This is a genomic window from Enterobacter cloacae complex sp. HYC003_NIDB (assembly GCF_056673375.1).
This window is the reverse complement of the sequence record NZ_CP114220.1, coordinates 2,934,817-2,954,316: the sequence shown is the minus strand read 5'-3', so window position 1 is coordinate 2,954,316 and position 19,500 is coordinate 2,934,817. Positions and strand designations below refer to the sequence as shown.

The window sequence follows — 19,500 nt, the reverse complement described above, 5'->3', positions numbered from 1 at the left end:
TTAGCCAGCCGCAGTATTTATTGTTTACGGAACGTCACCAGTTCAGGACGGGCGATACGCAGATAGTCCTGGGTGTCCATAATCACCGACTTTTCCAGCAGGCCGGCGTTAAAGGCGATCTCCTCGAAGCGCTCAAACAGCAGCGGATCGGCGACCAGCGTCAGATCCGGATGAAAGCTGAAGGGGGGAATGGCGCCGAAGACGCAGCCGGTAAGCGCATCCACTTCAGCCGGACTGGCGAGAGAGGCCTTTAGCCCACCGAAATGACTGGCCAGAAGGCTCAGATCGGCCTGCCGATCGGCGGCGAGGATTGCCAGAATATGTTTCTTAACACCGTTGCCTTTTACCTTGCAGACCAGTGCTTTTGCACCCTGCCGGAGATCGGTCCCGCGAATTTCACTGACCGCTTCGCATTTCCCAACGGCCTCATGCGCCACCACGCGAAAGCGCGCCTCCTGCTCGGTTAATAAGCTGATTAGCCGCTGATGGGTCGTCGTCCCGATCACGTCATCAGACATAACGATTTCACCTGTGATTTGCCAATACGTAGCTTGCTACATTAGCACGGGACGGAGAGGGCTGAAAGAAAACAGCCAGCGGGTGCGCTGGCTGTTGGGTCATGCGTTGCTGGTGGACGACTGTTTCTGGAACAGTTCCCGGAAGACCGGGTAGATGTCATCCTGGTCACGAATGTGCTGCATCGCAAAGTTATCGAACATCGCTTGCAGATGCTCATACTCACGCCACAGCGTCTGGTGGGCGCGACGGGTAATTTCAATGTAGCTGTAGTAACGCACCACCGGCAGGATCTTCTTCGCCAGAATTTCATGACACAGCGGCGAGTCATCCGCCCAGTTATCGCCATCCGATGCCTGCGCGGCGTAGATATTCCACTGCGCCGGATCGTAGCGCTCCTTCACCACCTCGTCCATCAGCTTCAGGGCGCTCGACACGATGGTGCCGCCGGTCTCCTGCGAGTAGAAGAACTCATGTTCATCCACCTCTTTCGCCTGAGTGTGATGGCGGATGTAGACCACCTCCACGTTCTTATACGTTCTGCTCAGGAACAGATAGAGCAGAATATAAAAACGCTTAGCCATATCCTTGGTGGCCTGATCCATTGAACCTGATACGTCCATCAGGCAGAACATCACCGCCTGACTGGAAGGCTCCGGCCGTTTTTCGTAGTTCTTGTAGCGCAGGTCGAACGTGTCGATAAACGGCACCCGGTCGATCTTCGCCCTCAGTTCGGCGATCTCTTTACGCAGGCGCTCCTCTTCCAGCAGTTGTGCGGGTTCCGTGTTTTCCACCACTTTCAGGCTGGTTTCCAGCTCGCGTAGTTCGCGCCGTTTGCCTGCCGTCATCGCCGTGCGTCGCGCCAGTGAGTTTTGCAGTGAACGCACCACGCTGATGTTGGCGGGCACCCCGTTTGCGGTATAACCCGCGCGATGGGTTTTGTATTCGTTGAGCTGACGGTGCTGATTCTTTCTCAGATTCGGCAGGGCCAGATCCTCAAACAGCAGGTCGAGATATTCGTCTTTTGAAATCTGAAAGACGAACTCGTCCTGGCCTTCACCGTCCTGGCTGGCCTGCCCCTGACCGCTGCCAGAACCGCCGCCTCCGCCTTGGGGCCGCTCGATTCTGTCATTCTGGACGAAGTGGTCATTACCTGGGTGCACGCGATGGCGAAGGCCGCCACGCCCCTGATGAAACATCGGTTCGCTGATGTCATCGTTAGGGATGGAGACGGATTCGCCGCTGTCGACGTCGGTCACCGAGCGTTTGTTGATGGCCTCGGAGATCGACTGTTTAATTTGCGCTTTATAACGGCGCAAGAAGCGCTGGCGATTCACCGTGCTCTTGTTTTTGCCGTTAAGACGCCGGTCAATAAACCAGGTCATATATCCCCCGTACTGCATTTGCCAACTTGCAGCGTCCGTAAGTACCGGACATTTTGTTGGCCCGGTAAGCGCGTTACCGGGCACTTGTTTTAAGACGATTTACGCACGCGCAGATACCATTCACAGAGCAGGCGGACCTGTTTGCGGGTATAGCCTTTTTCCATCATACGGTCGACAAAATCGTCGTGCTTTTTCTGCTCGTCGGTTGAGGTTTTGGCGTTGAACGAGATGACCGGCAACAGCTCTTCCGTGTTAGAGAACATTTTCTTCTCTATAACCGTGCGCAGTTTTTCGTAGCTGGTCCAGTTCGGATTGCGGCCGTTGTTATGCGCTCTGGCGCGCAGCACGAAGTTCACAATCTCGTTTCGGAAGTCTTTCGGATTGCTGATCCCGGCTGGTTTCTCGATTTTTTCAAGTTCCGCGTTCAGGGATTCACGGTCAAACAGCTGGCCGGTATCCGGGTCGCGATACTCCTGATCCTGGATCCAGAAGTCAGCGTAGGTGACGTACCGGTCAAAGATGTTCTGGCCGTATTCGGAATAGGATTCCAGGTAGGCGGTCTGGATCTCTTTGCCGATAAACTCGGCGTATTTCGGGATCAGGTAGCCTTTCAGGAACTCCAGGTAGCGTTCAGCCTGCTCCTGTGGGAACTGTTCACGTTCAATTTGCTGTTCCAGCACGTAGAACAGATGTACCGGGTTGGCGGCCACCTCCGCGTGGTCGAAGTTAAAGACGCGGGAGAGGATCTTAAACGCGAAACGCGTCGACAAACCGTTCATCCCTTCGTCGACCCCGGCGTAATCGCGGTATTCCTGGTACGATTTCGCTTTCGGGTCGGTATCCTTCAGGCTTTCGCCGTCATACACGCGCATTTTTGAGTAGATGCTGGAGTTTTCCGGCTCTTTCAGGCGCGACAGGATCGAGAAGCGCGACAGTGTTTCCAGCGTTCCCGGTGCGCAAGGGGCATGGACCAGCTCACTGTGGTTGAGCAGTTTTTCGTAAATCTTGATCTCCTCGGAGATCCGCAGGCAATAAGGCACTTTGACGATGTACACACGGTCAAGGAACGCCTCATTGTTTTTGTTGTTACGGAAGGTCACCCATTCAGATTCGTTAGAGTGGGCAAGGATAATCCCGTTAAACGGCAGGGCGGAAATACCTTCTGTCCCGTTGTAGTTCCCTTCCTGGGTGGCGGTCAGTAGCGGATGCAGCACTTTGATCGGTGCTTTAAACATCTCGACAAATTCCATAATCCCCTGGTTGGCGCGGCACAGCGCACCGGAATAACCGTAGGCATCCGGGTCGTTTTGCGCGTGATGCTCCAGCTTACGGATATCGACTTTACCCACCAGCGCCGAGATATCCTGGTTGTTCTCGTCACCGGGTTCAGTTTTAGCGATGGCGATCTGCTCGAGGATAGACGGCCACACTTTCACGACGCGGAACTTGGTGATGTCCCCGCCAAACTCGTGCAGACGTTTTGCCGCCCACGGCGACATGATCGTACCGAGATAGCGATGCGGAATGCCAAACTCTTTTTCCAGAATTTGCGCATCCTCTTGCGGATTAAACAGGCACAGCGGATGGTCATTGACCGGGCTGCGTTCGCCGTTGGCGCTCAGCACATAGATCGGCACGCGCTGCATCAGCGCTTTCAGCCGTTCAGCCAGGGAGGATTTACCCCCACCGACAGGACCCAGCAGGTAAAGGATCTGTTTCTTCTCTTCCAGCCCCTGAGCGGCATGCTTCAGGTAGGAGACGATCTGCTCAATGGCGTCTTCCATGCCATAGAACTCTTCAAACGCCGGGTATCGGGCGACCACCCGATTCGAAAATAGACGGGAAAGCCGTGGCTCCAGGGCAGTATCAACCATGTTTGGCTCACCAATAGCCATCAATAGCCGTTCTGCCGCATTGGCATAGGCACTGCGATCTTGCCGACAAATGGTAAGAAACTCCTGCAGTGTGAACTCTTCGTCCTTGGCAGCTTCGTAGCGCTGGCGATAGTGATCGAATATATTCATGGCATGCCGTCCTTTCGTTTTTTAGCACAGGATAAGAGCCGTTCGTATGAGTAGTGGAGGCTCCCGGAAGAGAATTTTTCGCACCTCACTGCCAGAGCAGCAACCTGTGTGCCAGGTCGAAGGCTATGAACCGCAGGGTGTTCAGCAAAACCTCTTCTTAAATTAAAGCGTAGATGGCAATTGCAAAACTTGCATACGGATAAAATCTACTTTCAATGACATATCAATAACTCATCCAAAAATTTCCACTGCGGTTATAAGCGAAAAGCGGGTTTTTCATTTATCGGTCACATAAATGAAAGCGGGATGTCATCTGAAAAATGAAAAATAACGGGTTAATCAAACGGATTAGCGCGCAAAAAATTTTGGGATGTACGGGAATGGCGGTTACACTTCACCCGCTGATTATTTGACTACAGGAAAGAATGGATTGTGACCAAACTCAAACTTCTGGCATTGGGCATCCTTGCCGCTACCGCAGCGAGCACCGTACAGGCTGAGAGCCAGTGGACTGTTGGCGCGGGTGCTGGCGTGATTAACAGCCCGTACAAGCAGTATGACCGCGACGTTTATCCTGTCCCCGTTGTCACCTATGAAGGCGATAACTTCTGGTTCCGTGGGTTGGGCGGTGGCTACTATCTGTGGAACGATACGGCCGATAAGCTCTCCATCATGGCCTATTACGATCCAACGCACTTTAAACCAGGCGACAGCGACAGCAATGCGCTTCGTCAGCTGGACAAACGCAGAAGCTCACTGATGGCGGGGCTTTCTTACGTCCATAATACCGAGTATGGCTTCCTGCGCACTGCGCTGGCGGGCGATACCCTGGACAACAGCAACGGCTTCATCTGGGATCTGGCGTGGCTTTATCGCTATACCAACGGCGCAGTGACGCTGACGCCGGGTATCGGTGTGCAGTACAGCAGCGAGAATTACAACGACTACTACTATGGCGTGTCTAAAGCGGAGTCTCGCCGCAGTGGTCTGAAGAGCTACAGCGCGGATGATGGCTGGGATCCGTACCTGGAACTCACCGCCTCGTATAACTTCCTAGGTGACTGGAATGTGTACGGTACTGGCCGTTACATTCGTCTGAGCGATGAAGTGAAAGACAGCCCGATGGTCGACAAGTCCTGGTCTGGCATCTTCTCCGTGGGTGTGACCTACAAGTTCTGACCAGAACGTGATGCATTAAAACGGGGCGCTAGCGCCCCGTTTGTTTTTTATGATGCCTGAACAATATTAGCGCTTCACAATCTTGATCGTCTGGCCTAAGCGGGACGGTTTTTCTTCGCTGGTTTTCTGCGGCGCGGTCACGCACGCGGTTTCCACGCACACGAAGGTCTTGTAACCGTCATCCGGGATATCCGCCATGCTGACGGAAAGGGCAGGGCCCGGGTTCCAGCCCACCACATTGCTGTGGTGGTGATGAACCACATCAATACCGCGGTTCAGCGCGCTGTCGTGGATGACGCTACAGGCTTCCGGGTGCAGATACACGCGGTCGGTACGATCCGGGAAAGTCTGCACGCCGTCGTCCAGCTTGCCTTCTTTCGCGTTATCCACTTTGTCGATAAAGGTATCGCCAAGTCCGCTCACCTTAACGGCCTGAATGTCGCCTACGTTGAAATAGGTGTGCAGGGCGGACGTTGTTTCGAATTCGCCGTGCGCTTCCAGTTCAATTTCGCAGGTTTTACCCAGCTTGAAGCGGGCATACAGGGTGAACTCGTGTGGCCACAGGGCACGCGTTTCATCATTCGCCTGGAGTTCAAAGGTCAACACCGCACCGTTTTCATCTTCGTTGTGGGCTTTCAGCGTCCACTGCTGGTTACGGGCGAAACCGTGTGAGGGTAAACCCTGCTGCGCTGACGGGCCAAACCATGGCCAGCAGATCGGTACGCCGCCGCGGATCGCCGCCCCTTTTTTGAACGAGGTGGCCTCGCTCAGCCACAGGCCTTCTTCTTCACCTTCTGGTTTCCAGGAGAGCAGGTGGGCACCATTGAGCGCTACGGAGGCTTTAACGCGTGGATGATCAACGACGATGATATCAGCACCGTCGATCTGACGGCGGGAGAGCACAGGGGTAAGTTGTTCGACTACCGGAAGTGCAAAAATTTTATTAATCATTAAGCAATCCTCTGTCTAAAAACAATAAAAAAGGCGACCGAAGTCGCCTTTTAGGATCAAGCACTCATCTCAACTTATTTGGAGATGTGAGCGATCAGGTCCAGTACTTTGTTAGAGTAGCCAGTTTCGTTGTCGTACCAGGAAACCAGTTTCACGAAGTTGTCGTTCAGTGCGATACCTGCTTTAGCATCGAACACGGAAGTGCACACTTCGCCGTTGAAATCGGTAGATACAACGTCGTCTTCGGTGTAACCCAGAACGCCTTTCATTGGGCCTTCGGAAGCAGCTTTGATTGCTTTCTTAATTTCTTCATAAGAAGCAGCTTTTTCCAGACGAACGGTCAGGTCAACAACGGATACGTTAGGAGTTGGAACGCGGAACGCCATACCAGTCAGTTTGCCATTCAGTTCTGGCAGTACTTTACCTACTGCTTTAGCAGCACCGGTAGAAGATGGGATGATGTTCTGAGCCGCGCCACGGCCGCCGCGCCAGTCTTTGTGAGACGGGCCATCAACGGTTTTCTGAGTAGCGGTGGTTGCGTGAACGGTAGTCATCAGACCTTCGATGATGCCGAAGTTGTCGTTGATAACTTTAGCCAGCGGTGCCAGGCAGTTGGTGGTGCAGGATGCGTTGGAAACGATGTCCTGGCCAGCGTAAGTTTCGAAGTTTGCACCGCGAACGAACATTGGGGTGTTGTCTTTGGAAGGACCAGTCAGAACAACTTTCTTCGCACCCGCAGTGATGTGTTTACGTGCAGTTTCGTCGGTCAGGAAGATACCGGTAGCTTCAGCTACAACGTCAACACCGATTTCGTTCCATTTCAGGTTAGCTGGGTCTTTCTCAGCAGTAACGCGGATGGTTTTGCCATTAACAACCAGGTGGCCGTCTTTCACTTCAACGGTGCCGTCGAAACGACCGTGAGTTGAGTCGTACTTCAGCATGTACGCCATGTATTCAGCGTCCAGGAGATCGTTGATACCAACGATTTCGATGTCAGAACGTTTCTGAGCAGCACGGAAAACAATACGGCCGATACGGCCAAAACCGTTGATACCTACTTTGATAGTCATATATTCCACCAGCTATTTGTTAGTGAATAAAAGGTTGCCTGTAAAATTACAAAAACCTTACGCAGCGTCAAGCGGAATCGTGTCAATCATTGCGACAAATCAATCCTGTGACTAACGTTTGTGCGACTGACTCGCCTCACTTTCCCTTTGAGCTAGCAACCACATGGGGGCTGCGCCCGGAATTTTAAAGGCCTCGCAGGATTAAAATGTGAAATTGATCACAATTGCCTGACCGCCTTTTCGCGACACATAAGTTTAGAACAAAAGTGCACGCGCGGGTGTTAATGTTTTGTTAGAATCTGGGTTAAAAGATGTCTGTTTCAACAGCGAGATGTAAGCATATGTCGAACCAACGTAACCCCGACGATTTGAAAAAAAACCTTACAGAGATGCAGTTTTACGTGACGCAAAATCACGGCACAGAACCGCCGTTTTCCGGGCGTTTGCTGCACAATAAACGGGAAGGCGTCTACCACTGCCTGGTGTGTGATGCACCGCTGTTTAACTCCCAGACAAAGTACGATTCTGGCTGCGGCTGGCCGAGCTTTTACGAGCCTGTCAGCGATGATGCGATCCGCTACCTGACGGACACCTCGCACGGCATGGTGCGCACCGAAATTCGCTGCGGGAATTGTGACGCCCATCTCGGGCATGTCTTCCCGGATGGCCCGCAGCCGACGGGGGAGCGTTTCTGCGTAAATTCGGCTTCCATGAGCTTTACCGATGATGAAAACGGCGACCAGACCAAGGGTTGAAAAAACGATTCAGCAAATTATTCCTTTGAAAGGGAGAGATCATGAATATTGATGACATGATTGCAGGTATGACCCCGGAGGTTTATCAGCGTCTGGTAACGGCCGTTGAGCTGGGAAAATGGCCGGACGGTGTGGCGCTCACACCTGAGCAAAAAGAGAACAGTTTGCAGCTGGTGATGCTGTGGCAGGCGCGTCACAATACCGACGCCCAGCACATGACCATCGACACTAACGGTCAGATGGTGATGAAAAGCAAGCGCGAGCTGAAAGAAGAGTTCGGCATCGCGCCGAAGCCGATTGCGACCTTCAAATAAAGCTCCCATGTAGGCCGGGTAAGCGCTAGCGCCACCCGGCACACTACATCTTAGTGCGGGATCCCAAGCGACTCCGCCAGCTGTTTCGCGAGCTGGTTTTCGTCGTCAGCCCCATACTCCCAGAACATGGCGCCAGCCAGACCTTTCTCCTTAATGTAATCCGCTTTGATCGCCACGGAGCGTGGGTTCTCATAGGAAATCGCAAACAGCGCCTTCCCGTCGGCGGATTTCACCGACAGCCACGGCACCTTCGCCTGTTCGTCCCAGTGCTCGGTAAAGCGTTTCTGCGGATCGTTCAGCAGCTTGCGGACGATATCGTTGTATTTCACATAGGTATCTTTGGTCAGATCATAGCCAAGCGATTTGAACAGGCCCAGTTCCTGCGGCCCGAAGTAGGGCTGCGTCACCGGATTGTTCTGCGCGTCCGATTTGCTCCAGTCGATACCCGGTTCAACGGCGCGCTTCGGCACGCGCCCATAGAAACCAATTCCGAGGTTCATCTGCTGCGGCTTCAGCCCGGCGGCCAGATAGTTATTCACCACAAAATCGACGCTGTACTTGTCTGCGGCAGCCACCGTTGGCCAGGCGCTGGAGTCATACAGATTCGCGTTAAAATACTGAGTACCGTACGCCATGTCGTAGGTCATCAGGTTGATGTAATCGAGCAGGGGGGCAATGGCTTTCACATCCACCCAGCTTTTCGGACTTTCCGCATTCGCGCCCACCGCAATCGTGACCAGCTTTTTCTTACCAAACGCGTCACGCATCTCTTTTAACAGCGCGGTGAAATTATCCCGGTCGGCAGGGGTGCTTTCGACAAGTCCCCACGCGCCGTTGACCGGATATTCCCAGTCCAGGTCGATCCCGTCCAGGCCGTATTTACTGACGATCTCCTGCGCGGAGCGAATAAATACCGCGCGACTCTCTTTGGTTGCCGCTGCGCCAGAAAAACCACGCGCCCCCCAGCCGCCAACGGAAAGCAGGACTTTCAGGTTCGGGTTTTGTTTACGAAGCTGAGGAAGTAACGCCAGATCGGATGCCACCTTAGGTGATAACCAGATTTGATGCAGTTTTGCCGGATCTTTCAGCGCGGCGTTGGTTTCGTCTTTCTCGTTGTTATAGACCAGACCAAACGAGTAGTTGAGGTGGGTGATCTGGCGGACGTCGAGTTTATTAATATCGCCACCCGGTCCGGCGGTAACATCGCCACCCCCATTGAAGTAACCCACGGACATCAGGGGCGCGGCGGAAGCCAGTGACGCGCAAAGCAAGGGTAATGCTGCCAGCAAGGGCAAACGTTTCATATAATTTCCTCTTTGACTGAACAAAAATAACCACGCCACAGAAAAGGCGTGGCGAAAAAACAGCCTGAAGAGAATAGCATCGCCGTTTCGCTTGTGATGCGAGGGAGTTCACTTTATGGGGATTGGGGAAGAAATGCCGGGTGGCGCTGACGCTTACCCGGTCTACAAAACTAGAGAAAGTAGGCCGGGTAAGGCTAAGCCGTCACCCAGCTAAAAAGCTTACGCCTGCGTCTCCATCCAGTCAGCCAGCGTATACAGCGTTGCGCCTTCTGCGGCCATATCCATAAACGCCTGAGCGCTGTCATGCGGCTGAATATTTACCCCGCGACAGCCGTCGGTGATGACATTCACGGTATAGCCCAACTGGAGCGCATCCAGCACGGTGAACTTCACGCAGTAATCCGTCGCCAGGCCCAGCACAATCAGCTCGGTGATCTCATGGTGGCGCAACCACGCATCCAGCGCCGTCTTCTGACGATGACCGTTATCAAAGAACGCGCTGTAGCTGTCGATGGTTGGGTTTTCACCTTTGTGGAACACCGCGTCGATGGCCTTCTGGTTCAGCAGCGGATGCAGCTCAGCGCCCTCCGTCTGCTGCACGCAGTGATCGGGCCAGAAGGTTTGCGCCAGCCCGTCCAGTTCGCCCTGGCTGTAAGGCTCAACGTTGTGCTGGCTGGCAAAGCTGCCGTGGTTTGCCGGATGCCAGTCCTGACTCGCCACCACCGCTTCACCACGAGCTTTACACCACTCAATCAGCGAATTCGCGACGTCTACGGTGCTGTCGCCTTCCGCGACGGCCAGCGCACCGCCCGCACAGAAATCATTTTGCAAATCGACCAGTAACAGGGCGCGTTGCTTCATGGGACCTCCTTATTCGTCCGGCGTCAGTTCACCGCGCAGGTTTTGCATCATGGCGTGGCGAATGGAATCAATATCCAGATCCTGACTTAGTAAATAGTGAAGTTTAGTCAGCGTTGCCTCAACGGTCATATCGAAACCACTGATCACCCCAGCGTGCGCCAGGGCATTACCGGTGGCGTAGCCGCCCATATTGACTTTGCCGGACATACACTGGGTGAGGTTGACCACCACAATCCCGCGATCGCTCGCCTCCTGAAGCTCTTTCAGGAATTCACCGTTCTGCGGGGCGTTACCCACACCATAGGAGCGCAGGATCAGCGCCTTCACCGGCTGGCGCAGGAAGTTGCGCACCACGTCGGCGGAAATCCCCGGATAAATCGTCACTACGCCGATCGGCTGCGGGGTGATCGGGTGAACGATCAGTTCGCCTGCGGTATTTGGTGCGGGCGGCGTGCCCAGACGACGGATATGGATCCCCGCTTCCAGCAGCGGTTGCAGGTTAGGTGAGGCAAAAGCGTCAAAGCCATCGGCGTGCGCTTTAGTGGTACGGTTCCCGCGGTACAGCCGGTTGTTGAAGAACAGCGTTACCTCGTTGATCGGGTAATTAGCGGCCACGTACAGGGAGTTAAGCAGGTTGATCTGCCCGTCTGAACGCAGTTCCGCCAGCGGGATCTGCGAGCCGGTCACGATGACGGGCTTGCTCAGGTTCTCCAGCATGAAGGAGAGCGCCGAGGCGGTGAACGCCATGGTGTCGGTGCCGTGCAGGATCACGAAGCCGTCGTACTGGTCGTAATGGGCTTTAATATCGTCCGCAATATGCTGCCAGTCTTCCGGCGTCATGTCGGAGGAGTCCATCAGCGGCTCATATTCATGGATGGTAAAGTCCGGCATTTCCGGACGGTGGAATTCAGGCATCAGCGCCAGCTGGCGCTGTAAGTGGCCGGAAACCGGGATATAGCCATTTTCTGAGCGCTGCATACCGATGGTACCGCCGGTATAGGCGACATAAATTGATTTCTTCTGCATGGTAATGAGTTCTTGTTCTTCAAAAGAAAAAATCCCCTCTTCACGGGAAGAGGGGACGGTTTTTAACGCACGTTCGCACAGGTCAGGCAAAACGCGTAGCGGCTTTGTGGATCATTAAAGGCTGCAAGCTTGTCGCTCTCCGCTTTCATGGCTTTCGCCGCGGTCGCCACCGGCGCCGGCAGATAAGCCTGAAGCGCGTCCGGCAGCATGGCACGAACGGAGCCGGACATGCTGTCCATGACCATATCGAAGAACGTTGGTTCGTCCTGATAATAGTCCACGTGCCACTGCTTGAGCTTCGCCAGCTCCGCCGCTTTCTTCACGGCGTCGTCGAAGTCACCCAGGCTGTCTACCAGGCCGTTGCTCTTCGCGTCCTGGCCGGTCCAGACGTGGCCCTGAGCGATCTGGTCAATCTGATCGGGCGTCTTTTTACGGGAGTCCGCAACAAGCGTGATGAAACGTTTATAGCCACTCTCAATGCTGAGCTGCATCATCTCAGACACTTCAGGCGGCAGGGATTTGGTAACGGACACGTCCGCCAGCGGCGAGGTGGAGACGCCGTCGGTGTGGACGCCGAGATAATCCAGGCTGTTCTCTACGGTGTTGATCACGCCGAAGATGCCAATCGAGCCGGTCAGCGTGCTTGGGTTAGCCACAATGTAGTTGGCTGGCGTCGAGATCCAGTACCCCCCGGAAGCCGCCATGCCGCCCATCGAGACCACTACCGGCTTGCCCGCGGCGCGCGCGGCGGCCAGTTCAGCACGGATCACTTCAGAGGCGCTGACGCTGCCGCCAGGGCTGTTCACCCGCAGGACAATCGCCTTCACTTTCGGATCCAGGCGCGCATCGCGGATCTGCGACGCGGTGGTGTCCCCGCCGACGTTCCCCGGCGTTTCTTCGCCGTCCATAATGGCCCCGTTAGCAAACACCACGGCGATGCTGTCACCGCTGTCGTCCGGCTTTTTCGCGGCGTAGTCATACATGCTGATGGCGCTGTAGTTTTTATCCTCTTTACTCCAGCCGAACTGTTTGGTCAGCGCTTTTTCAATTTCAGCGCTGGAACCCAGCTGATCGACCAGTTTGTTATCAAGCGCGTATTTCGCTGTATCGCCGTCCACCTTGCGCAGGCCGTCCAGCACGCCGCGCGCGCCCGGGAAGACCTGCTCAGCGGTAATCTGACGGTTAGCGGCAATGGTGCCGAGGTAGTTCTGCCACAGCTCGCCAATCCAGCGGCTGTCCGCTTCACGGGCGGCAGGGGACATATCATCGCGGATAAACGGCTCCACGGCGGATTTATAGGTCCCGACGCGGAAGACGTGGGTGGTGACCTTCAGCTTGTCGAGCAGCGATTTGTAGTACAGACCGTTAGTGGCGAAGCCATGCAGATCGACCGTGCCCTGTGGCGAAAGCCAGATCTTATTGGCAAAGCTCGCCAGATAATATTGTCCCTGGGTGTAGCTGTCGCCAATGGCAATAACCGGTTTACCGCTGTCGCGGAATTCGCGCAGCGCCTTACCGATGTACTGCATTGACGGCTGATCGGCGCCGGCAAAATCTTTCAGGTCCAGCACGATACCGGTAATGTTACGATCGTCTTTAGCCTGACGGATGGTGTCGACGATATCAAACAGGGAGTTTTCCTGAAGACGGTCTGACGTTGCGCCGAACAGCTGGCGACCAATCACGCCCAGACGGTTGCTGGTCGATGGCTTATCAACAATCACCCCGGTGATATCGAGTAACAGCGCGCCGCGCGTCGAATGCTGCGACTGGTTTGCGTTGCTGATATGCATCCAGATACCTGCGCATACCAGGACCAGGAAGATGAAGAAGATGTTCATCACCAGGTTGCGGACGAAGTTGAGCAGTCGCCACGTCCATTTAAAGAAACCGGCAAAGATTCGCCAAAGGGTTCGCATGTATTCTCCCTAACCAGAAAAGGACTGTTTCCGTCGCCACGGGACGGTAATGTGCGGTTATCGTAATGACCCAACCGCCACTTGTCAGCAGGAATCGCCTGCCACGCTGTAACAAATTCTGCTGCCGTGTTAATTTTGTGAGTAAATTTCATGAAAGGAGTTAACCAATGGACGCACTTGAACTGCTTGTTAACCGTCGTAGCGCTTCCCGCCTGGCCGAACCGGCACCCGTCGGCGAGCAGCTGGAAAACATTCTGCGTGCCGGAATGCGTGCGCCGGACCATGGCACATTGCAGCCGTGGCACTTCTTTATTATTGAAGGCGAAGGGCGCGACCGCTTCAGCCAGCTGCTGGAGCAGGGGGCTGTTGCCGCAGGCCAGGATGAGAAGGGGATTGATAAAGCCCGCAACGCGCCGTTCCGTGCGCCGATGATCATCGCGGTAGTCGCAAAATGTCAGGCCGATCATAAAGTGCCGGTCTGGGAGCAGGAGATGTCTGCCGGTTGCGCGGTAATGGCAATGCAGATGGCCGCCGTCGCGCAGGGCTTTAACGGCATCTGGCGTACCGGGCCGCTGACCGGGAGCGCCGCCGTGCGGGAAGGTTTCTCCTGCGGCGAACAGGATAAAATTGTCGGCTTCCTCTATCTCGGCACCCCGCAGCTTAAAGCTTCCAGCACCATTAGCGTGCCGGACACTACGCCTTTCGTCAGCCGTTTTTAATCACCCGCGCTAAACTGTCTGGATTCTGAGCATCCGCCGCAGAATTCAGACAGTCATACTTACCTCTTTATGGAATGAGCGCTACCATAGCGCGATTGAGATGACAGGAGACGTCCATGAGCGAGCAAACCATTCGTTTAACGCAATACAGCCACGGAGCCGGTTGCGGTTGTAAAATTTCCCCGAAAGTGCTGGAGACCATCCTGCACAGTGAGCAGGCGAAGTTTGTCGACCCGAACCTGCTTGTCGGTAACGAAACGCGTGACGATGCAGCGGTTTATGACCTGGGTAACGGCACCAGCATTATCAGCACTACTGACTTCTTTATGCCGATTGTCGACAACCCGTTCGACTTCGGGCGCATTGCGGCCACCAACGCCATCAGCGATATCTTTGCGATGGGCGGTAAACCGATTATGGCGATCGCCATTCTGGGCTGGCCGATTAACACCCTCCCGCCGGAGATTGCCCGCGACGTGATCGAAGGCGGACGCTTTGCCTGCCAGCAGGCGGGTATTGCCCTGGCCGGTGGTCACTCTATCGATGCGCCGGAGCCGATCTTCGGCCTGGCCGTCACCGGCGTGGTGCCGACCGAGCGCGTGAAGCGCAACAGCACGGCGCAACCGGGCTGCAAATTGTTCCTCACCAAGCCGCTGGGCATTGGCGTACTGACCACTGCCGAGAAGAAATCCCTGCTGAAGCCCGAGCATATCGGTCTGGCAACGGAAGTGATGTGCCAGATGAACCTCGCCGGTGCGGCATTCGCCAATATCGACGGCGTGAAGGCCATGACCGACGTGACCGGTTTTGGTCTGCTGGGGCACCTCTCTGAAGTCTGTCAGGGCGCGGGCGTGCAGGCGCAGGTCTGGTATCAGGATGTGCCTAAGCTGCCGGGCGTGGAAGAGTACATTGCTCAGGGCGCAGTGCCGGGCGGGACGCAGCGCAACTTCGCCAGCTACGGCCATTTAATGGGCGAAATGCCGGAAGCGTGGCGTAACCTGCTGTGCGATCCGCAAACCTCCGGCGGCCTGCTGCTGGCGGTGACGCCGGAAGCTGAAGCTGAAGTTCAGGCGACGGTTGCCGAGTTTGGCATCACCCTGACGGCCATTGGTGAGCTGGTGACCGCCCGCGGTGGTCGCCCGATGATTGAGATCCGTTAATTCGATGCGGTTGTTTATTGCCGAAAAGCCGAGTCTGGCGCGTGCCATCGCCGATGTGCTGCCCAGGCCGCATCGCAAAGGTGACGGCTTTATCGAATGCGGTAACGGGCAGGTGGTCACCTGGTGTATCGGTCACCTGCTTGAACAGGCGCAGCCGGATGTCTACGACAGCCGCTACGCCCGCTGGAATCTCAACGATCTACCGATTGTGCCGGAAAAGTGGCGTCTCCAACCGCGTCCTTCCGTCACCAAACAGCTCAACGTCATTAAGCGCTTCCTGCATGAGGCGACGGAAGTGGTCCACGCGGGTGACCCGGACAGGGAAGGGCAACTGCTGGTCGATGAAGTGCTGGACTACCTGGAGCTGGCGCCGGAAAAGCGCCAGCAGGTGCAGCGCTGCCTGATCAACGACCTCAACCCTCAGGCGGTAGAGCGGGCCATTTCACGCCTGCGCGCCAACAGCGAATTTATTCCCCTGTGTGTCTCCGCGCTGGCGCGTGCCCGTGCGGACTGGCTGTACGGGATCAACATGACCCGTGCCTACACCATTCTCGGGCGCAACGCGGGTTATCAGGGCGTACTCTCCGTCGGTCGTGTCCAGACACCGGTGCTGGGGCTGGTGGTGCGTCGCGACGAAGAGATCGAAAATTTCGTCGCCAAAGACTTCTTCGAAGTCAAAGCGCATATCGTCACGCCGAAAGACGAACGCTTTACCGCCGTCTGGCAGCCAAGTGATGCCTGTGAGTCATATCAGGACGAAGAGGGACGGCTGCTGCATCGCCCGCTGGCGGAGCACGTGGTCAACCGCATTACCGGCCAGCCCGCAATCGTCACCAGCTATAACGACAAACGGGAAACGGAGCCCGCACCGCTGCCGTTCTCCCTTTCGGCGTTGCAGATTGAGGCGGCTAAGCGCTTTGGTCTTAGCGCGCAGAACGTGCTCGATATCTGCCAGAAGCTCTACGAAACCCACAAGCTGATCACCTATCCGCGTTCGGACAGCCGCTATCTGCCGGAAGAACACTTCGCCGGACGCCACTCGGTGATGAATGCCATTGGCGTCCATGCGCCGGATCTGTTGCCGCAACCGGCGGTAAACCCGGATACCCATAACCGCTGCTGGGACGATAAAAAAGTCGATGCTCACCACGCGATAATCCCGACGGCGCGCACCAGCAACGTCAACCTGACCGACAACGAAGCAAAGGTCTATAACCTGATCGCGCGTCAGTATCTGATGCAGTTCTGCCCGGACGCGGTGTTCCGCAAGTGCGTTATTGAACTGGAGATTGCCAAAGGCAAATTTATCGCCAAAGCGCGTTTCCTTGCAGAAGCGGGCTGGCGCACGCTGCTCGGCAACAAAGAGCGTGACGAAGAGAACGACGGCACGCCGCTGCCGGTCGTGGCCAAAGGCGACGAACTGCTGTGCGAGAAGGGCGAAGTGGTTGAACGACAAACCCAGCCGCCGCGCCATTTCACCGACGCGACGCTGCTGTCGGCCATGACCGGCATCGCCCGCTTTGTGCAGGATAAAGATCTGAAGAAGATCCTGCGCGCCACCGACGGTCTGGGCACGGAAGCGACCCGCGCGGGGATCATCGAACTGCTCTTTAAGCGCGGCTTCCTGGAGAAAAAGGGACGTTACATCCATTCAACAGAACCGGGCCGGGCGCTAATTCATTCGCTGCCGGAGCTGGCCGCCAGGCCGGACATGACCGCGCACTGGGAGTCGGTGCTGACGCAGATCAGCGAAAAGCAGTGCCGTTATCAGGACTTTATGCAGCCGCTGGTAGGGACGCTTTATCAGCTGATTGACCAGGCGCGCAGTACGCCAGTGAAGCGATTCCGGGGAATGGTCGCCCCGGGCGGCGGGGCGAAGAAACCGTTCAAAAAGAAGAAAAGCGCAGCCAAAAATACAACCGCTTAAACCGTAGGCCGGGTAAGGCGAAGCCGCCACCCGGCGAAAGCCCCTCTGCGGCCTGAAAAAAGCCCGGTGGCGCTAACGCTTACCGGGCCTACAAGGGCGAGAATGCAGCGAAACTAAATCACACCCTGTCCGATCATCGCATCGGCCACCTTCACGAACCCGGCGATATTCGCCCCGCGCACGTAGTTAGTTTGCGAGGCCTCGCCGCCGTACTCCACGCAGGCGTGATGAATATCGAGCATGATGTGGTGCAGACGGGCATCCACTTTCTCTGCCTTCCAGCCCATTCTCGCGGCGTTTTGCGCCATTTCCAGACCGGATGTTGCCACGCCGCCAGCGTTCGCCGCCTTGCCTGGCGCAAACAGCACGCCCGCGTCCAGGAACAGGTCGGTCGCTTCAATAGTGGTGGGCATATTTGCCCCTTCCGCTACCGCTTTCACGCCATTGCTAATCAGCGTCCGGGCGGCATCCACGTCCAGTTCGTTTTGCGTCGCGCACGGCAGGGCGATATCCACCGGCACGCCCCACGGCTGTTTACCTTCCAGATAGGTCAGGCCAAATTCACGGGCATAATCCGCTACCCGACCGTCACGGCTGGCTTTGATTTCGCACAGACGCGCCAGTTTTTCTGCCGTAAAGCCAGCTTCATCCACCACGGTACCGCTGGAGTCGGAGGCGGTCACCACGCGCGCGCCAAACGCCATCGCTTTCTCGATAGCGTACTGCGCCACGTTGCCGGAGCCGGAGACCGCCACGCGCATCCCCTCGAAGCTCAGCCCGTGACGCTTAAGCATCGCTTCGGTGAAATAGACCAGACCATAACCCGTCGCTTCCGGGCGAATCAGGCTACCGCCAAACGACAGACCTTTGCCGGTAAAGACGCAGGCGCTGTTGTTGGAGAGCTTTTTCATCATTCCGGCCATAAAGCCCACTTCACGCCCCCCCACGCCGATATCCCCGGCAGGAACGTCGGTGTCCGGCCCAAGGTGGCGATAGAGCTCAGTGACCAGCGCCTGGCAGAAACGCATCACTTCGCCTTCGCTCTTGCCTTTCGGATCGAAATCACTCCCGCCTTTACCGCCGCCCATCGGCAGGGTAGTGAGCGCATTTTTAAAGGTCTGCTCGAAGCCGAGGAATTTCAGAATCGACAGGTTCACCGAGGGGTGGAAGCGCATCCCGCCCTTAAACGGCCCAATGGCGGAGTTAAACTGCACGCGCCACGCGCGGTTGACCTGCACCTGATTGCGGTCGTCCACCCACGCCACGCGGAACTGGATGACGCGCTCCGGCTCTACCAGACGTTCAAGCAGCGCCATCTGACGGTAACGCGGATTTTCCTCAAGGAAGGGCCACAGGGTGGTCATGACTTCACGAACGGCCTGGGCAAACTCGCTTTGGTGCGGGTCGCGCTGCTGAACATGGGCAAGAAAGCTTTCCAGAGAGCGTGTCTGATCCATAGATATAAGAACCTCTTATAATAATTTATGCGTGTGGCGTAGATGTTTTGTGTCGTTTTTTTGACTATACCACCCGCACCGCTTTGAGAGGCAAGCAGAAATTTATGCCGCAAGGGAAATTAATGACAGGGTGCGCGTCATAACCAAAAGCGATGACGAGATAAATTAAAGATCCCGTCCGGATCGACCGTTATAGATATAAACGATGCAAAGGAAATAAAGTCTATGAACCGTTACGCAATGGCCGCGTTATGTTTGATGGTGTCCGCCGGGGCACAGGCTGACCGCATTCGCCCGGATGTCGAGGTCAACGTGCCGCCAGAGGTTTTTAGCGCTGGCGGCCAGCGTGCGCAGCCGTGTAATCAGTGCTGTATCTATCAGGATCAAAACTATTCCGAAGGCGCAGTAGTCAGGGCAGATGGCGTGCTGTTGCAGTGCCAGCGTGATGAACGCACCCTCAGTACAAATCCGCTGGTCTGGCGTCGCGTAAAAGAATAAACGCTTCCAGCAGCGGTATATCCGCCGGGGCTAAAGCATACGTGAACGCGTCTTCTGGCGTGCACCATACCAGCGCCGAGTGATAATGCGCCTTCAGCTGACCGCTAAATTCAGGCACATGCCAGGCGTGGAGGTGAATCAGCCGCTGCGACACCTCCCGCTGGTGGCTTGCCACATACCGCGCGGGCACGGCTTCAATGCCGAGTTCTTCGCGCAGTTCGCGGATCAGCGCTTCCGGCTGGGTCTCACCGGCTTCAACCTTCCCGCCCGCAAATTCCCACATTCCTGGCTGATCGGCATGTTCGGGACGCTGCGCCAGCAAAATCTTGCCCTCTTTTTCGAGGATGGCCGCAACCACATCGAGTGTTTTCAGCATGTTCGTCAATAATTAATAGCGAAAAACGACATATTATCGTGCCCTTCCAAAGAGTCCAG

The 19,500-nt window shown here is 55.8% G+C and carries 18 protein-coding genes; 7 read left to right on the top strand and 11 right to left on the bottom strand.

Annotation, left to right across the window (positions count from 1 at the left end; all coding sequences use genetic code 11):
- Positions 1-17: 17 nt before the first annotated feature.
- The 3 genes from O1722_RS14100 to yeaG form a co-directional block, all read right to left on the bottom strand.
- Positions 18-518, bottom strand: a complete 501-nt coding sequence (locus O1722_RS14100) for a YbaK/prolyl-tRNA synthetase associated domain-containing protein (protein WP_032670101.1) — start codon at positions 516-518, stop codon at positions 18-20.
- A gap of 99 nt (positions 519-617) precedes the next feature.
- Positions 618-1,901 carry a YeaH/YhbH family protein gene (locus O1722_RS14095; protein WP_017384692.1) on the bottom strand — a complete coding sequence of 428 codons (1,284 nt, stop codon included), beginning with the start codon at positions 1,899-1,901 and terminating at the stop codon, positions 618-620.
- Positions 1,902-1,990: 89 nt separating this feature from the next.
- The gene (gene yeaG / locus O1722_RS14090; protein WP_006809140.1) at positions 1,991-3,925 is read right to left on the bottom strand and encodes a protein kinase YeaG; all 1,935 of its coding nucleotides are present in this window, start codon (positions 3,923-3,925) and stop codon (positions 1,991-1,993) included.
- A 432-nt stretch (positions 3,926-4,357) separates the two neighbouring features.
- Here yeaG and O1722_RS14085 point away from each other — a divergent pair, with 432 nt between their 5' ends.
- Complete coding sequence (locus tag O1722_RS14085; protein WP_017384691.1) at positions 4,358-5,104, top strand: MipA/OmpV family protein; 747 nt, start codon at positions 4,358-4,360, stop codon at positions 5,102-5,104.
- Positions 5,105-5,170: 66 nt separating this feature from the next.
- On the opposite strand, the gene O1722_RS14080 is transcribed toward O1722_RS14085, so the two are convergent.
- The gene (locus O1722_RS14080; protein ID WP_032104146.1) at positions 5,171-6,055 is read right to left on the bottom strand and encodes a D-hexose-6-phosphate mutarotase; all 885 of its coding nucleotides are present in this window, start codon (positions 6,053-6,055) and stop codon (positions 5,171-5,173) included.
- Between the two features lie 74 nt (positions 6,056-6,129).
- Positions 6,130-7,125, bottom strand: coding sequence for a glyceraldehyde-3-phosphate dehydrogenase (gapA, locus tag O1722_RS14075; protein WP_006809136.1), 996 nt, complete (start codon positions 7,123-7,125; stop codon positions 6,130-6,132).
- Positions 7,126-7,466: 341 nt separating this feature from the next.
- Between gapA and msrB the strand changes: the two genes are divergently transcribed.
- Both msrB and O1722_RS14065 read left to right on the top strand, forming a co-directional pair.
- Positions 7,467-7,880, top strand: coding sequence for a peptide-methionine (R)-S-oxide reductase MsrB (gene msrB / locus O1722_RS14070; RefSeq protein ID WP_003857865.1), 414 nt, complete (start codon positions 7,467-7,469; stop codon positions 7,878-7,880).
- A gap of 41 nt (positions 7,881-7,921) precedes the next feature.
- Positions 7,922-8,194, top strand: a complete 273-nt coding sequence (locus tag O1722_RS14065; RefSeq protein WP_017384688.1) for a YeaC family protein — start codon at positions 7,922-7,924, stop codon at positions 8,192-8,194.
- Between the two features lie 50 nt (positions 8,195-8,244).
- On the opposite strand, the gene chiD is transcribed toward O1722_RS14065, so the two are convergent.
- The 4 genes from chiD to sppA form a co-directional block, all read right to left on the bottom strand.
- Positions 8,245-9,498: a chitinase ChiD gene (gene chiD, locus O1722_RS14060; RefSeq protein WP_017384687.1), complete on the bottom strand. Its 1,254-nt coding sequence runs from the start codon at positions 9,496-9,498 to the stop codon at positions 8,245-8,247.
- Positions 9,499-9,717: 219 nt separating this feature from the next.
- Positions 9,718-10,359 (bottom strand): bifunctional nicotinamidase/pyrazinamidase, encoded by a 642-nt coding sequence (pncA, locus tag O1722_RS14055; RefSeq protein WP_017384686.1) that lies wholly within the window; start codon positions 10,357-10,359, stop codon positions 9,718-9,720.
- A 9-nt stretch (positions 10,360-10,368) separates the two neighbouring features.
- Positions 10,369-11,385 (bottom strand): asparaginase, encoded by a 1,017-nt coding sequence (ansA, locus tag O1722_RS14050; RefSeq protein WP_033487292.1) that lies wholly within the window; start codon positions 11,383-11,385, stop codon positions 10,369-10,371.
- 62 nt (positions 11,386-11,447) lie between these two features.
- On the bottom strand, positions 11,448-13,304 hold the full coding sequence (gene sppA / locus O1722_RS14045) for a signal peptide peptidase SppA (protein ID WP_032653247.1): 1,857 nt from the start codon (positions 13,302-13,304) through the stop codon (positions 11,448-11,450).
- 167 nt (positions 13,305-13,471) lie between these two features.
- Between sppA and O1722_RS14040 the strand changes: the two genes are divergently transcribed.
- From O1722_RS14040 to O1722_RS14030, 3 genes are all read left to right on the top strand, one after another.
- On the top strand, positions 13,472-14,023 hold the full coding sequence (locus O1722_RS14040; RefSeq protein WP_032670093.1) for an NAD(P)H nitroreductase: 552 nt from the start codon (positions 13,472-13,474) through the stop codon (positions 14,021-14,023).
- A gap of 116 nt (positions 14,024-14,139) precedes the next feature.
- On the top strand, positions 14,140-15,183 hold the full coding sequence (gene selD, locus O1722_RS14035) for a selenide, water dikinase SelD (protein WP_058686650.1): 1,044 nt from the start codon (positions 14,140-14,142) through the stop codon (positions 15,181-15,183).
- Positions 15,184-15,187: 4 nt separating this feature from the next.
- On the top strand, positions 15,188-17,110 hold the full coding sequence (locus O1722_RS14030; protein ID WP_017384681.1) for a DNA topoisomerase III: 1,923 nt from the start codon (positions 15,188-15,190) through the stop codon (positions 17,108-17,110).
- A 113-nt stretch (positions 17,111-17,223) separates the two neighbouring features.
- On the opposite strand, the gene gdhA is transcribed toward O1722_RS14030, so the two are convergent.
- Positions 17,224-18,567, bottom strand: coding sequence for an NADP-specific glutamate dehydrogenase (gene gdhA / locus O1722_RS14025; protein WP_015570765.1), 1,344 nt, complete (start codon positions 18,565-18,567; stop codon positions 17,224-17,226).
- Positions 18,568-18,792: 225 nt separating this feature from the next.
- Here gdhA and O1722_RS14020 point away from each other — a divergent pair, with 225 nt between their 5' ends.
- Positions 18,793-19,065, top strand: a complete 273-nt coding sequence (locus tag O1722_RS14020) for a YnjH family protein (RefSeq protein WP_003857857.1) — start codon at positions 18,793-18,795, stop codon at positions 19,063-19,065.
- On the opposite strand, the gene O1722_RS14015 is transcribed toward O1722_RS14020, so the two are convergent.
- Complete coding sequence (locus O1722_RS14015; RefSeq protein ID WP_017384679.1) at positions 19,025-19,441, bottom strand: pyrimidine (deoxy)nucleoside triphosphate diphosphatase; 417 nt, start codon at positions 19,439-19,441, stop codon at positions 19,025-19,027. The genes O1722_RS14020 and O1722_RS14015 overlap by 41 nt on opposite strands.
- Positions 19,442-19,500 lie beyond the last annotated feature (59 nt).

Coding starts and splice junctions, on each gene's coding strand:
- msrB (WP_003857865.1), top strand. CDS start 7,467: ATGTCGAACCAACGTAACCCCGACGATTTGAAAAAAAACCTTACAGAG.
- O1722_RS14095 (WP_017384692.1), bottom strand. CDS start 1,901: ATGACCTGGTTTATTGACCGGCGTCTTAACGGCAAAAACAAGAGCACG.
- O1722_RS14100 (WP_032670101.1), bottom strand. CDS start 518: ATGTCTGATGACGTGATCGGGACGACGACCCATCAGCGGCTAATCAGC.
- chiD (WP_017384687.1), bottom strand. CDS start 9,498: ATGAAACGTTTGCCCTTGCTGGCAGCATTACCCTTGCTTTGCGCGTCA.
- sppA (WP_032653247.1), bottom strand. CDS start 13,304: ATGCGAACCCTTTGGCGAATCTTTGCCGGTTTCTTTAAATGGACGTGG.
- O1722_RS14030 (WP_017384681.1), top strand. CDS start 15,188: ATGCGGTTGTTTATTGCCGAAAAGCCGAGTCTGGCGCGTGCCATCGCC.
- O1722_RS14015 (WP_017384679.1), bottom strand. CDS start 19,441: ATGCTGAAAACACTCGATGTGGTTGCGGCCATCCTCGAAAAAGAGGGC.
- selD (WP_058686650.1), top strand. CDS start 14,140: ATGAGCGAGCAAACCATTCGTTTAACGCAATACAGCCACGGAGCCGGT.
- O1722_RS14040 (WP_032670093.1), top strand. CDS start 13,472: ATGGACGCACTTGAACTGCTTGTTAACCGTCGTAGCGCTTCCCGCCTG.
- pncA (WP_017384686.1), bottom strand. CDS start 10,359: ATGAAGCAACGCGCCCTGTTACTGGTCGATTTGCAAAATGATTTCTGT.
- ansA (WP_033487292.1), bottom strand. CDS start 11,385: ATGCAGAAGAAATCAATTTATGTCGCCTATACCGGCGGTACCATCGGT.
- O1722_RS14065 (WP_017384688.1), top strand. CDS start 7,922: ATGAATATTGATGACATGATTGCAGGTATGACCCCGGAGGTTTATCAG.
- O1722_RS14080 (WP_032104146.1), bottom strand. CDS start 6,055: ATGATTAATAAAATTTTTGCACTTCCGGTAGTCGAACAACTTACCCCT.
- gapA (WP_006809136.1), bottom strand. CDS start 7,125: ATGACTATCAAAGTAGGTATCAACGGTTTTGGCCGTATCGGCCGTATT.
- O1722_RS14020 (WP_003857857.1), top strand. CDS start 18,793: ATGAACCGTTACGCAATGGCCGCGTTATGTTTGATGGTGTCCGCCGGG.
- gdhA (WP_015570765.1), bottom strand. CDS start 18,567: ATGGATCAGACACGCTCTCTGGAAAGCTTTCTTGCCCATGTTCAGCAG.
- yeaG (WP_006809140.1), bottom strand. CDS start 3,925: ATGAATATATTCGATCACTATCGCCAGCGCTACGAAGCTGCCAAGGAC.